The sequence below is a fragment of the Pseudomonas sp. GL_139_B genome (assembly GCF_057834475.1).
Genome location: NZ_CM174403.1, coordinates 177,501 through 191,278, shown reverse-complemented (window position 1 = coordinate 191,278; position 13,778 = coordinate 177,501). Strand labels below are relative to the sequence as shown.

The window sequence follows — 13,778 nt, the reverse complement described above, 5'->3', positions numbered from 1 at the left end:
TTTTCGGATCAACGTAGCAAGCACCTGTTACAGCTTCGAAAAGCGCAGGCAATTCAGCAGCATGGACGCCTGCAATGCATATGAGTATTATGGCGCCCGCATTGCACCAGTAGCTCAGCTGGATAGAGTACTGCCCTCCGAAGGCAGGGGTCGTGGGTTCGAATCCCGCCTGGTGCACCAAACTGAAAGAAAAACCTCACGTCACACGTGGGGTGGCTAGTCTGACCGAAAAGCCCCACAGGTTTACACTTGTGGGGCTTTTCTTTGCAGCCCACACAATCCGTTCAGCGCAGCCTTCAACCACTGGTAGCTGACGTACTCTTGCTCCAGCCGTAAGCCAGTACGGATTCGGTTATCTCTCAGCTCGTCGAACAGAGCCCTTTCTTTTTCGGTGAGATTAGGCAAGTCATTTAAGACTTGTTCCGGCTCTTCTCCCCATAGGTCCTCATGGGCTATGAGCGTCCTGCGATCCATCAGAAATGACTCAACATGATCAAACCGGCGGCGAAGCCGATCAAGAATGGCGAAGCCATGCGTGTCAATATCCCCCCAATAATGAATCGTACAGCGTGCAAGCCAACCAGCCCGCCCCAGTGCTTCCCAACCATAACCACCTCCGAAGATCACAATGGAGTTCGATACGGGCGGGAAAGCCAGAAAGTTGGTTTCGTTCTCAGTAATGAACACATGCCCCACAGATAAGTCCAGCCTGGCGAAACTGTCAGAGTCCAGCGTAATGTCGGGCAGTATCGAGCCTGATAAAAAAGCGATCCGATCATCAAGCACCCGAAAACGGATTCGCACCGGTTTATCGAGAAAGCCATAACGGGCAGTAAATTTCCCGACACCCGTTTGATCAAGGGCGATGGCCGCCTCTGGCAGCACCAAATCGAATAGCTCACAGAGCAATACCCTGTGCCCTTCGATGAATTTGCTGTGAATACCGGGAATGTCCACCTGCCTCAGATAGATACCGGGACGTGGATGCTCGGTAATCCAGGCCACAATTTTCAGAAAACAAGGCCATTGCGCAGCGAGCTCGATAGCCTGTAATGGGCGCGCACGCAGCCACTTGACCAGTAAAGGTTGTTCTTGCCGCGTAAGAGCAAGCACCTCGATAAAGCGCCTCAAGTCTTCGCTTTTGCCAATCAGCATGGTCGCAGCATCGAGAGTGTCCACCCAGACAGCATCCGGCAGACGTTGGGCACCGAGAACCCGATGATTCACCTCGCGCCATTCAATACGGACATAGGGAATGGCAGTGATGCCGGCGATCCATGACCTGACCGAGTCGAACTGTCCGCTTAACTCCGCAGAGCCTGGTACTTTCAGTGTTAGGCGCCGCGGCATCCATGTTTCACCAATAATCAGGGGACGCAGCAGATCACCACGCCCCCAAAGACGTCGAAGTTGGTCCTTCAAATCGTTGGCTGTTGTCCAGCTCATGATGAGAAATCTGCCTTATTCAACCGATACTCCTCAATAGAAAGGTTGCGCAGTTTGGAGGCCCGACCACCGTCATTCTGAACGAACCCCACACTGGAGACGAAAGGTTCGATGATATGGATTTTCTGCAAAGGCGTGACGATGAGCAATTGCAAGTTGAGTTGCTGAAAGAGCTTCAAACCGTACTGTGCAGACTCATCAGAACCACGACCAAAGGCTTCGTCGATAACCACGAAGCGGAACGAGCGCGAACGCACGGCTCCCCACTCCAAACCGAACTGATAGGCAAGGCTTGCCGCCAGGATGGTGTAGGCAAGCTTTTCCTTTTGACCTCCAGACTTGCCGCCAGAATCGGAGTAATGCTCATGCTCACGGTCGTCCTCGCGCCAACGTTCGCTGGCAGCAAACAGAAACCAGTTGCGCACGTCAGTGACTTTGGCGGTCCAACGCCGATCCTGCTCTGAAAGCCCCTCTCGACCACGAAAACGGTCGATGATGGTTTTGACCTGCAAAAATTTAACCTCTGAGTACTGGGCGTCGTCGGAACCGGTTAATGCTCCTTCGGTGCAGGCGCGCAATTCAGTCTGAAAATCTCGGATCTCGGCATCCGGACTGACCTGCGACTCAAGCACGATATAGCGCCCTGGGTTGTAGTCGATCTGCCCCAATGACTCGTTGATTCTTGCAATGCGTTCTTTGATGGTTTCGCGTTCGCGCGCAAGCTGGCCGTTGAAATTAGCAATTTCGTTTATCGTATTTACGTTGAGCAGTTCCTTGAAACGCAGCTCAAAGCGCGGCAGATCGTCTCGGTTCAATTGGTCGAGCAGCTCACGATATTCAGGAGCCGCGCTCAAGTCGGCATCAAACTCGCTGGTCTCAAGTTTGTAGGCATCCTTGAAGGCCGCCATTGCCTTGATGATCTTATCTCTAAGCCGTTCCAGCACCTTTGCTTCGGCATCTATCTTTTCCTGCAGCGCCTTGCGTACCTCGCTCTCGCGGTTATCACAGGATTCAACCGAAAGCTGGTGCTCTCCCAGCACCTCCATACGCAACTCATCTAACCGAGAACGTGTCTCAGCCAGAATATCGGTCAGCAAATTGCTCGTTTCGACGTGCAATGCCGCAGCGGACTCGCGTTTCGACTCGACACTACCGAGCTCCTTATCCACATTCGACAAGTCATCTTCGGTGATACGCAACCCAGCTTGTACCTTTTCAAGCTGGGCACTTAGTTGCAGCAAGGTGTCACTGGCAGATTCCAATTGTGCCTTTTCATCTTGTAATCGCGCGACGGCGGCGGCACAGCCAGCCCAGTCGAGATCCCGGTAATCATTGAATTCGTTGAGTGCGGCCAATGCTTCCAGTTTCTGACGCCATTGCCCTCGAAGCTTCTCTCCCCCGGCAATGTCTGAGCCGATTTTGCCCAACCGCAGTTCAAGGGTGTCTTTCGTAGCCTCAAGCGCGGCTATTTTGGCCGAATTGCTCCAACCCAGGACGTAGCGACTACGGTCATCCAGCCGATGACGGTCGTCTTTTTCATGACGTTCGCCGGAGGTCTTTATCTGACCGGACTTGGAGATTGCTTGGGGATTCCATGACCATCCGGACACCCATTCCACCAACATCCGGACACTGATTCCACGCTGATCCGGACACTCATTCCACGAGCATTCGGACACCGATTCCACGGCTATCCGGACACTTTAAGGCAGGCAGCGACGCAGGGTTTTTCACTACCATCGACCTCTTTTCTCGAAGCAAAGAGGTCGCCGTGGAGCGTATATCCATGCGTAAAATCCGAGAGGTACTACGCCTTAAGTTCGACACCGGCCTGTCCGTGCGCAAGATCGCCAGAAGCTTATCCATTGGCCATTCGAGTGCAGGAGACTACCTTTGCCGGTTCGCTGCCAGTGGGCTTCAGTGGCCCATCGATATCTCTGATGCGGAGCTGAACCGACGCTTGTTTCCACCGGCAGTACCTGCGCCAAGTGATCAACGTCCGATGCCTGACTGGGCATGGGCGCACGCCGAGCTGCGCCGCCCCGGCGTGACTTTGGCTTTGCTCTGGCAGGAATACCGCCTCAGCCATCCGCAAGGTTTTCAATACAGCTGGTACTGCGAGCACTACCGCCTTTGGGCCGCCAAGATCGATGTGGTCATGCGTCAGGAGCACCGCGCGGGCGAAAAGCTGTTCGTCGATTACGCCGGCCAGACCGTGCCGATCATTGACGGGCGCACCGGCGAAATCCGCCAAGCGCAGGTCTTCGTCGCCGTGCTGGGCGCCTCCAGTTACACCTTTGCCGAGGCCACCTGGTCGCAGAAACTCCCCGACTGGCTGGGCTCGCACGCTCGATGTTTTGCTTTTTTCGGCGGTACATCACAGATCCTGGTGCCCGACAATCTGCGCAGCGGCGTCACCAAAGCCCACCGCTACGAACCGGACATCAACCCCAGCTACCGCGACTTGGCCGAGCACTACGGCGTTGCCGTGTTGCCCGCGCGCTCGCGTAAACCCAAGGACAAAGCCAAGGTCGAAGTGGGTGTGCAGGTGGTCGAGCGCTGGATCCTCGCGGCGCTGCGCAATCGCCAGTTTTTCTCCTTGGGCGAACTCAACACGGCCATCGGTGTGTTGCTCGAACGTCTTAACCAACGGCCCTTCAAAAAGCTGCCCGGCTCACGCCGCTCGGCCTTCGAGACCATCGACCAACCGGCGCTACAACCGCTGCCGGAGCACCCTTACGTCTACGCCGAATGGAAAAAAGTGCGCGTCCACATCGACTACCACGTCGAGGTCGACGGCCATTACTACTCGGTGCCGTACCAACTGGTGAAGCGCCAGCTCGAAGTGCGCCTGACCGCGCAGACCGTCGAGTGCTTCCACGCCAACCAACGCGTGGCCAGCCACCGGCGCTCGCCACACAAAGGCCGTCACACCACCCAGATCGAGCACATGCCCAAGAGTCACCGCGAACACGCCGAGTGGACACCGCAACGGCTGATCCGCTGGGCAGAGCAGACCGGGCCGAACACTGCCGGCGTCATCGCCTACATCCTCGAACGCCGAATCCATCCGCAGCACGGCTTCCGCGCCTGTCTGGGCATCCTGCGGCTGGGTAAACATCACGGCGAAGCGCGGCTGGAGGCCGCTTGCCAGCGTGCGCTGGCACTGGGCGCATGCAGTTACAAGAGCCTCGAATCGATCCTGCGCCAAGGCCTGGAAAAGCTACCGCTGGCCCAACAAAACCTGCCGCTGTTGCCCGATGAACACATCAACCTGCGTGGCCCAGGCTATTACCACTGACCTGAAAAAGGAGCATCGAAATGCTACCCAACCCGACTCTGGACAAGCTGCAAACCCTGCGGCTGCACGGCATGATCAAAGCGCTAGGCGAGCAACACGCGACGCCCGACATCAACGACCTCAGCTTCGATGAGCGCCTGGGCCTGATGGTCGACCGCGAGCTGACAGAGCGTGAAAACGCGCGCTTGACCACCCGCCTCAAAGCAGCCCGACTGCGTCACAACGCCTGCTTGGAGGACATCGACTACCGCAGCCCGCGTGGCCTGGACAAATCCCTGATCCTGCAACTGGGCAGCGGCCAATGGCTGCGCGATGGCCTGAACCTGATCATCGGCGGCCCGACTGGCGTAGGCAAAACGTGGCTCGCCTGTGCGCTGGCCCACAAGGCCTGCCGGGACGGCTACAGCGTGCGCTACCTGCGCCTGCCGCGTCTGATGGAAGAACTGGGCCTGGCGCACGGTGATGGTCGCTTCGCCAAACTGATGGCGGGCTATGCCAAGACTGACCTATTGATCTTGGACGACTGGGGTCTCGCGACGTTTACCGCGCCGCAACGGCGCGACATGTTGGAACTGCTGGACGACCGCTACGGGAACCGCTCAACACTGGTGACCAGCCAAATGCCGGTGGACAAATGGCATGCACTGATCGGCGATCCAACCTTGGGCGATGCGATCCTCGACCGGTTAGTGCACAACGCTTATCGGATCGAACTGAAGGGCGAATCGCTGCGCAGACGCGCGACGAAATTGACGGCAGAAGGGACTTCAGACTAACAATACAAACCTGCGTCGCTACGCTCCGACTGCCTGTCCGAATGAGCGTGGAACGAGTGTCCGGATGTTGGTGGGCTGAGTGTCCGGATGGCGTGGAATCCGCAGATTGCTCGCGTTTCTCGGCGAAATTGCTCTGATGTCTCACAGCAGGCGTAGTTGAAGCGATAAGCGAGTTCGCGCTCCAACCAGTGGTAAAAAGCCGAATCGGGTTTGACGCTTAGCTTCCTGACCAATGATTCCAAGTGTAGATCTGGCGTATCGGCCTGACGCGGCGACCGTACCCGAAAGTACACCAGACGCCCCGCCAAATGAGTTCGATCGACCCAAGCCGCCACCTGAGCGTATTGCTCGTCCGGGACCAATAGGGCCAGACCGAAGTTATGCAGGACACGTTCAATCGCACCTTCCCAGCCAAGATGTTCTTCTCGAACCTGAATCAGTTCGCCAATAAACGGCATGGCATCTTCATCGAGACCCAGCGCATCGCACATGGATGCACGCATATTGATCTGAGCCGACGGGATGTTGCTGCGCCTTGCCTTGAGGCTGTTGATCTCCCGGACCAACAGTTCATGCTCACGCCTGCCTTCACGCAGCGATACGCCCCATTCGGTGACCTGATTCTGTAGCTCGGCTTCCTGCTGACTGATCTCTTCGCGGTGAGCCAATGTGCGCTGTCTCAGCCGAGTGAATTCATTTTCATCATTGCCAGGGGACTCGCCCAATGTGGCAAGCAGTTGTGCATAACGCTGTGCACGCTGTTGCCGCCGACCACGTTCACTTTCCTGCTCGCGTATTTCAGCAGCCAACTCCTCCAGCCGGGCACCACCGTGAGCTGCCACCGCGCGCTTGAGCGACTCCACCTCCTTACGCTGCCCGTCACGCTGTTCAGTACCACGCTCTTTTTTCTTGGCTAACCGTGCCAGATCCTCAGCCAATAATTGCAAGCGCTTATCCAACAACCTGAGCTTGATCTCCGAGAACCATGGCTTAAGAGCCTCGCGGCAGTCACGCAAGCTTTGATGTTCTGTCGCCTGCGCTCGGTGTCGGTCACAATCAGCCACCAGAGGTACAAGCAACTCCACCTGTTGCTTAGCCTTGAGCACGGCCTCATGGGCACGGCTCAGGTCATCGAAATGACTGATCAGGGCACCGATACGTTGCGCTGCGTCGAACGGCTCAAGCATATGACTACGTACGAAATCGGTAAGATTGCCTACCGACTTCATCGACACTGTTTGATGGAAGAGTTCCATCGCCTGATCATTGTCGATACCAAGGCGACGCCGAAACCAGGCCCCGTACTTGGGAAAACTGTCCTCGATATCGGCGCCTAGTGTTCGCAACCTTTTACGTAGCTGTGCGAAGTCCGAATCGAAGTTGGCAAAGTCCTTGGCGATCGACAGGTCTCTCTCGGCGCCAATAAAGAAGCGAGCTGGCTGCCCCTGCGCCTCCTTCATCCAGAATACCTGGGCCAAGGTGACCGTCTGGTCATACCCGGCGTTGCGGAAGACGCCAAGAATCACCGAATAGTTATTGTGATTACGCAGGGCAACAGGCTTGGCCGTGCCCGTCACCTCGTTGCGCTCGGACTTGTAATGCCCAAGCACATACGAGCGAAGTGTTCGCTCCTTGTTGTCAGCACCGGCGGCCTTGTTATAGGCGATACGATGGGCAGGCACCAGCAACGTGGTAATCGCATCCACTAAGGTGGATTTTCCGGAGCCGATATCACCTGTGAGCAAACTGTTTTTGCTACCGGGCGATAATGTCCACACCTTGTCATCAAAAGTGCCCCAGTTGAACACTTCCAGCCGCTGCAGACGAAAGCCTGACAATGTGTCATCGCCGACGAAGTCCAACCCTAATATTTGCGGTTCATTCATTGCGTATCTCCTGATATATACAGCTGCCTACAGACGCACTTCCATGCCCGTCTGCGCTCCCGCCTTTCTAATCCTTGTCACCCTCCCGTCCACTATCGATCTCACCCGCGAGTCGGGCTTGATATTGCGCCAGCCGAGCATCGAATTCCGCCAGCCATTGCGCATCGACGAAGGCTTTGAGGATGCGCCGTACCTCATAGCTGACCGGTCCGTTTACCGCCTTAAGGCGACGCAAAAAACCTAACTCGACAATTTTGGTGATGTGAGTTTCGATCTGGTCGATAAGCTTCGCTTCGTTACTGCTGTCAGGCAGGAACACTCGTACCAGCTCGATAATGTCGTCACGCGCCAGAACTAACCGTGTATCGCCGCCACTGGCATCGAACTCGGCAAGTTTCTTGCGAAGCAGGGCCAACAACAGGCTGACAGGGAAAGACAAGGGACGACGTGCAATCAGTCGGGGGATCTTCAGGGCAACGTCTTCTTCAGAGAATTCGGCGCGGCTCTTGAGGAAAGCGTAGCCCTCAGCTTCATCGAGCATCAGGTCCAGGCCCAAGACGACTACGTAGTCACGAACTCGAGCCTGCAACTCGAGAAGCGCCCCCCACAAACGCTCATCCCCTTCTCGGTAAATAACCCCCTTCAGCAGCGAAACCACCAGTGTCGGAAGGTCGATCTGAGCAGAGTCTATGGGAGCGCCAAGAGCGGCTTGCTCTTCGTTCATTCTCACCTCACAAAAATAATGCGTGGCAGCAGAGCCTGCTTGCTCACCAACGTGCCATCGCTGGCCATCGCATCCCAATCAATAAACTCCGACGTAGTTTCATCCACTACCGTTTTGAACGACCCACTGCCTAGCTGGAGATAGGCAACCAACTCAGCCAAACCCTGCTGTAACGGCTGTAACTCAGTCAGCTCACGCAGTGTGATTTGTGAACGGTCCTGCAATGTGTGACGGATGTGGCTTGCCAACCGCACAAAATCAACCACTCTTTGAGAATACAGCGCACCTGCATCCACATCCTCTTCCCCAGCCTGCAAAGCGATATCAGCAAATACCGGTTTGAGGGCTGGCGTATACAGGGGTCGTTCCATGGGCAGCTCAATGTCGGCAGCCAGTCCAGCGATGTCCATGACCGCGCCCAGAGGTGGGTTATCACGCGCATTCAAGGCTTTGGCTTCAATACCATGCAGGATGTCCATGATCCGACGGTTCTCCAGCCAAACCTGATCATCCAGAAATCGTCGCAGTTGTTGTGAAAGTTGCGCGACCGTTCGCTGCGTGTGCTCACCCGCCTCAAGCCAATCGTAATGCACTCGTCGAGTGCGGATGTCCGGCTTCAACTCGGCTACGGGTGCCAACGCCAGCACGCGATCAAGCAGCTCAGTTAACTCCTCCTGACGACGACTAGACATCAGGAAACCCCAAAAGGCTCTGAAGCTACGTCCTTGATCAGAGTCCGAGATTGCATCGCGCTCGCCCATGATTTCTTCCAAAAGGGCGCCCTTGGCTCCATCCCACAGAGCTATCCGCTCACGTACGCGGCGGTCAAGCAGACGGAAGTTATGCTCGACCTCACGAAAATCGGAGAGTAATTCTCGCGCCAATTGAGTGAACTGCTGAAAGCGATCCTTCAACGCCGTGTCGTCCAACAACGGGATATTGCCTGCCAGGATTTGGGCAATTTCTGCATCGAGCTCATCACGCCGCTTCTGCAAATCGGTAATGCGCTTGCCAGGATCAACCTCGCTGCCTTCACTCATTTGCTTTAGCAGCTCGAACAAGGTCAACAAGCGTGACTCCGTCCCGACGAAGCCGCGCTCAGTCAGCGTATCCAGCCAGGTAATGGCTTTCTCGGTGGAGGGTGTCAGATCAAACTGCGGCTCGTCGGACCCCTGACGATAGAACTTGCGCAACCAACCCTTCTCGGGGCTGGCCCATTCGTTAAGGTAGTACATTGCCGGTTTTGGAAAGGCATCGTCGTCCAGCCGTCTGCGCAATACGTACAGCTCATCCTCCAACGCTTCAGCCAAGTCAGTAGCGGAGATGACACGTACATTGGTGACTACAAACACTCGATGCAGAAAGCTGGCCACCAGCGGCGCATGGTCTGAACGCAATAACCGCCACGCTGGATGGTGGGTGCGCATGGCATCAAGGGTGGCGTAATCGATCACGGATTGATTTCCGGGCAGCTGCTGGTATCCCGACAATGTCGCCACTCTGCAGAATTTGCCAGCGCTGAATTGTTTCACCATCCTTACGGATAGCTACTGATGGTGCACCGATCTTGGCAGGCCTTTCGTCCCTCGCAATACAAAAGCCCTTCATTAAGAAGCGCCGGAGCCGCTGCCACGGGAGCGTTACTTCCAAAAGTTTCAGTACCGATGCAAAACTGACCCACTTGGGCAAAATGCAGCTTTTGCGAGCTGCCTGCAGATTCCACGACACTTGGACACTCAGCCCACGATCATTTTGACACTCATTCCACGCTCACTTGGACAGGCAGTCGGAGCGCAGCGACGCAGGTTCGCATTGTTAGTCTGAAGTCCCAGTTGCAGTCAATTTCGTTGCGCGCCTGCGCATCGATTCGCCCTTCAGTTCGATGCGGTAAGCGTTGTGCACCAGCCGGTCGAGGATCGCATCGCCCAAGGTCGGATCACCAATTAGCGCATGCCATTTATCCACCGGCATCTGGCTGGTCACCAGCGTCGAGCGGTTTCCGTAACGGTCGTCCAGCAGTTCCAGCATGTCGCGCCGTTGCGCGGCGGTAAACGGTGCAAGGCCCCAGTCGTCCGGGATCAACAGATCGGTCTTGGCATAACCCGCCATGAGTTTGGCGAAGCGACCGTCGCCGTGGGCCAGGCCCAGTTCTTCCATCAAGCGCGGCAGGCGCAGATAACGCACGCTGTAACCGTCGCGGCAGGCCTTGTGCGCTAGCGCGCAGGCGAGCCAGGTTTTGCCTACGCCAGTTGGGCCGCCGATGATCAGGTTCAGGCCGTCGCGCAGCCACTGGCCGCTGCCCAGTTGCAGGATCAGAGATTTGTCCAGGCCGCGCGGGCTGCGGTAGTCGATGTCTTCCAGGCAGGCGTTATGGCGCAGTCGTGCGGCTTTGAGGCGAGTAGTCAGGCGGGCGTCTTCGCGCTCGGTCAGCTCGCGGTCGACCATCAGACCGAGGCGTTCGTCGAAGCTGAGATCGTTGATGTCAGGCGTTGCGTGCTGTTCGCCAAGCGCCTTGATCATGCCGTGCAGGCGCAGGGTTTGTAGCTTGTCGAGTGTCGGGTTGGGCAGCATTTTGGTGCTCCTTTTTCAGGTCAGTGGTAGTAGCCAGGGCCGCGCAGGTTGATGTGTTCTTCGGGCAGTAACGGCAGGTTTTGCTGGGCAAGCGGTAGCCGCTCCAAGCCTTGGCGCAGGATCGATTCCAGGCTTTTGTAGCTGCACGCGCCCAGTGCCAGCGCGCGCTGGCAAGCGGCTTCCAGCCGCTCTTCGCCGTGCTGTTTGCCCAGGCGCAGGATCCCCAGGCAGGCGCGGAAGCCGTGCTGCGGATGGATTCGGCGTTCGAGGATGTAGGCGATGACACCAGCGGTGTTCGGCCCGGTCTGTTCAGCCCAGTGGATCAGTCGCTGCGGCGTCCATTCGGCATGTTCGCGGTGACTTTTGGGCATGTGCTCGGTTTGGGTGGTGTGGCGGCCTTTGTGCGGCGAGCGCAGATGGCTGGCCACCCGCTGGTTGGCGTGGAAGCACTCGACGGTCTTAGCGGTTAGCCGCACTTCGAGTTGGTGCTTCACCAGCTGGTACGGCACCGAGTAGTAATGGCCGTCGACCTCGACGTGGTAGTCGATGTGCACCCGCACCTTTTTCCATTCGGCGTAGACATACGGATGTTCTGGTAGCGGTTGCAGTGCGGGTTGGTCGATGGTCTCGAAGGCCGAGCGGCGTGAGCCGGGCAGCTTCTTGAAGGGCTTCTGATTGAGGCGATCCAGCAGCAGCGCGCAGCGTGTGGGCAAGCTTGCGCCCTTCGAGATCTACCTACGCCTGCGCGTAAAAGCCGCTCGACCCTATTGGAGTCCAGCCATCTTGCTGTTGAGGGAGATCCGCGAGCAGGGTTACGAAGGTGGATACTCCTTCCTCACCAGTTTTCTGCTGACCATGAAAGGTGTATTCGCCGGCCCCTTACCAAGCGAAACTCCGGAAAAGGGATAGTCATTGGGCTATCCCTTTTTCGCCTTGTCACTTTCCTGCGGACAAAACAAAACCCCTACCTGCATACGCAGATAGGGGTTTTGGAATTTAATCTTGACGATGACCTACTCTCACATGGGGAAACCCCACACTACCATCGGCGATGCATCGTTTCACTGCTGAGTTCGGGATGGGATCAGGTGGTTCCAATGCTCTATGGTCGTCAAGAAATTCGGTAGCCAGTTCGTGCTCTCTTGCGAGATCACGCTCCAGCGAATGGGTATGCAATAGATTTGTGCGTTGCTTTCGAACTTTCGGTTCTTTCGTCTTCACACACCGCAATCTGGCCTTTCGACGCAAATTGCTTGGGTGTTATATGGTCAAGCCTCACGGGCAATTAGTATTGGTTAGCTCAACGCCTCACAGCGCTTACACACCCAACCTATCAACGTCGTAGTCTTCGACGGCCCTTCAGGGGACTCAAGGTCCCAGTGAGATCTCATCTTGAGGCTAGTTTCCCGCTTAGATGCTTTCAGCGGTTATCTATTCCGAACATAGCTACCCGGCAATGCCACTGGCGTGACAACCGGAACACCAGAGGTTCGTCCACTCCGGTCCTCTCGTACTAGGAGCAGCCCCTCTCAAATCTCAAACGTCCACGGCAGATAGGGACCGAACTGTCTCACGACGTTCTAAACCCAGCTCGCGTACCACTTTAAATGGCGAACAGCCATACCCTTGGGACCGGCTTCAGCCCCAGGATGTGATGAGCCGACATCGAGGTGCCAAACACCGCCGTCGATATGAACTCTTGGGCGGTATCAGCCTGTTATCCCCGGAGTACCTTTTATCCGTTGAGCGATGGCCCTTCCATACAGAACCACCGGATCACTAAGACCTACTTTCGTACCTGCTCGACGTGTCTGTCTCGCAGTCAAGCGCGCTTTTGCCTTTATACTCTACGACCGATTTCCGACCGGTCTGAGCGCACCTTCGTACTCCTCCGTTACTCTTTAGGAGGAGACCGCCCCAGTCAAACTACCCACCATACACTGTCCTCGATCCGGATAACGGACCTGAGTTAGAACCTCAAAGTTGCCAGGGTGGTATTTCAAGGTTGGCTCCACGCGAACTGGCGTCCACGCTTCAAAGCCTCCCACCTATCCTACACAAGCAAATTCAAAGTCCAGTGCAAAGCTATAGTAAAGGTTCACGGGGTCTTTCCGTCTAGCCGCGGATACACTGCATCTTCACAGCGATTTCAATTTCACTGAGTCTCGGGTGGAGACAGCGCCGCCATCGTTACGCCATTCGTGCAGGTCGGAACTTACCCGACAAGGAATTTCGCTACCTTAGGACCGTTATAGTTACGGCCGCCGTTTACCGGGGCTTCGATCAAGAGCTTCGCGTTAGCTAACCCCATCAATTAACCTTCCGGCACCGGGCAGGCGTCACACCCTATACGTCCACTTTCGTGTTTGCAGAGTGCTGTGTTTTTAATAAACAGTCGCAGCGGCCTGGTATCTTCGACCGGCATGGGCTTACGCAGTAAATGCTTCACCCTCACCGGCGCACCTTCTCCCGAAGTTACGGTGCCATTTTGCCTAGTTCCTTCACCCGAGTTCTCTCAAGCGCCTTGGTATTCTCTACCCAACCACCTGTGTCGGTTTGGGGTACGGTTCCTGGTTACCTGAAGCTTAGAAGCTTTTCTTGGAAGCATGGCATCAACCACTTCGTGTTCTAAAAGAACACTCGTCATCAGCTCTCGGCCTTAGAATCCCGGATTTACCTAAGATTCCAGCCTACCACCTTAAACTTGGACAACCAACGCCAAGCTGGCCTAGCCTTCTCCGTCCCTCCATCGCAATAACCAGAAGTACAGGAATATTAACCTGTTTTCCATCGACTACGCTTTTCAGCCTCGCCTTAGGGACCGACTAACCCTGCGTCGATTAACGTTGCGCAGGAAACCTTGGTCTTTCGGCGTGGGTGTTTTTCACACCCATTGTCGTTACTCATGTCAGCATTCGCACTTCTGATACCTCCAGCAAGCTTCTCAACTCACCTTCACAGGCTTACAGAACGCTCCTCTACCGCATCACCTAAGTGATACCCGTAGCTTCGGTGTATGGTTTGAGCCCCGTTACATCTTCCGCGCAGGCCGACTCGACTAGTGAGCTATTACG

At 56.1% G+C, this 13,778-nt stretch carries 8 protein-coding genes, 1 tRNA gene, 2 rRNA genes and 1 pseudogene (1 of these 12 only partly in view); 3 read left to right on the top strand and 9 right to left on the bottom strand.

Translation table 11 applies throughout. From position 1 onward, the window contains the following. Nucleotides 1–103 precede the first annotated feature (103 nt). Nucleotides 104–180: transfer RNA gene (locus AC3ISI_RS00845), tRNA-Arg, on the top strand. Between the two features lie 63 nt (nt 181–243). On the opposite strand, the gene AC3ISI_RS00840 is transcribed toward AC3ISI_RS00845, so the two are convergent. Together AC3ISI_RS00840 and AC3ISI_RS00835 are read right to left on the bottom strand one after the other, a co-directional pair. Further along, entirely contained in the window at nt 244–1,446 is a 1,203-nt protein-coding gene (locus tag AC3ISI_RS00840; RefSeq protein WP_489335040.1) for a DUF3322 domain-containing protein, read from the bottom strand. Next, a complete protein-coding gene (locus AC3ISI_RS00835) occupies nt 1,443–3,071 on the bottom strand; it encodes an ATP-binding protein (RefSeq protein ID WP_489335039.1) in 1,629 nt (542 codons plus the stop codon). Before AC3ISI_RS00835 ends, AC3ISI_RS00840 begins: the two co-directional genes overlap by 4 nt. 161 nt (nt 3,072–3,232) lie before the next feature. Here AC3ISI_RS00835 and istA point away from each other — a divergent pair, with 161 nt between their 5' ends. Together istA and istB (AC3ISI_RS00825) are read left to right on the top strand one after the other, a co-directional pair. After that, nucleotides 3,233–4,747, top strand: a complete 1,515-nt coding sequence (istA, locus tag AC3ISI_RS00830; RefSeq protein WP_489333116.1) for an IS21 family transposase — start codon at nt 3,233–3,235, stop codon at nt 4,745–4,747. Nucleotides 4,748–4,767: 20 nt separating this feature from the next. Beyond that, entirely contained in the window at nt 4,768–5,523 is a 756-nt protein-coding gene (gene istB / locus AC3ISI_RS00825; protein ID WP_489333115.1) for an IS21-like element ISPre4 family helper ATPase IstB, read from the top strand. Here istB (AC3ISI_RS00825) and AC3ISI_RS00820 read toward each other — a convergent pair. From AC3ISI_RS00820 to AC3ISI_RS00790, 7 genes and pseudogenes are all read right to left on the bottom strand, one after another. Further along, nucleotides 5,520–7,409 (bottom strand): ATP-binding protein, encoded by a 1,890-nt coding sequence (locus tag AC3ISI_RS00820; protein ID WP_489335038.1) that lies wholly within the window; start codon nt 7,407–7,409, stop codon nt 5,520–5,522. The genes istB (AC3ISI_RS00825) and AC3ISI_RS00820 overlap by 4 nt on opposite strands. A 67-nt stretch (nt 7,410–7,476) precedes the next feature. Beyond that, on the bottom strand, nt 7,477–8,133 hold the full coding sequence (locus AC3ISI_RS00815) for a DUF4194 domain-containing protein (protein ID WP_489335037.1): 657 nt from the start codon (nt 8,131–8,133) through the stop codon (nt 7,477–7,479). Between the two features lie 2 nt (nt 8,134–8,135). Continuing rightward, nucleotides 8,136–9,587: a DUF3375 domain-containing protein gene (locus tag AC3ISI_RS00810; protein ID WP_489335036.1), complete on the bottom strand. Its 1,452-nt coding sequence runs from the start codon at nt 9,585–9,587 to the stop codon at nt 8,136–8,138. A gap of 361 nt (nt 9,588–9,948) precedes the next feature. Continuing rightward, nucleotides 9,949–10,704, bottom strand: a complete 756-nt coding sequence (istB, locus tag AC3ISI_RS00805; protein WP_489335035.1) for an IS21-like element ISPsy14 family helper ATPase IstB — start codon at nt 10,702–10,704, stop codon at nt 9,949–9,951. A gap of 20 nt (nt 10,705–10,724) precedes the next feature. Beyond that, nucleotides 10,725–11,417: pseudogene (locus AC3ISI_RS00800) on the bottom strand (Mu transposase domain-containing protein); the annotation flags it as partial. A gap of 287 nt (nt 11,418–11,704) precedes the next feature. After that, nucleotides 11,705–11,820, bottom strand: a 5S ribosomal RNA gene (gene rrf, locus AC3ISI_RS00795). 148 nt (nt 11,821–11,968) lie between these two features. Then, nucleotides 11,969–13,778 (bottom strand): 23S ribosomal RNA (locus tag AC3ISI_RS00790) (it continues 1,082 nt past the right edge of the window).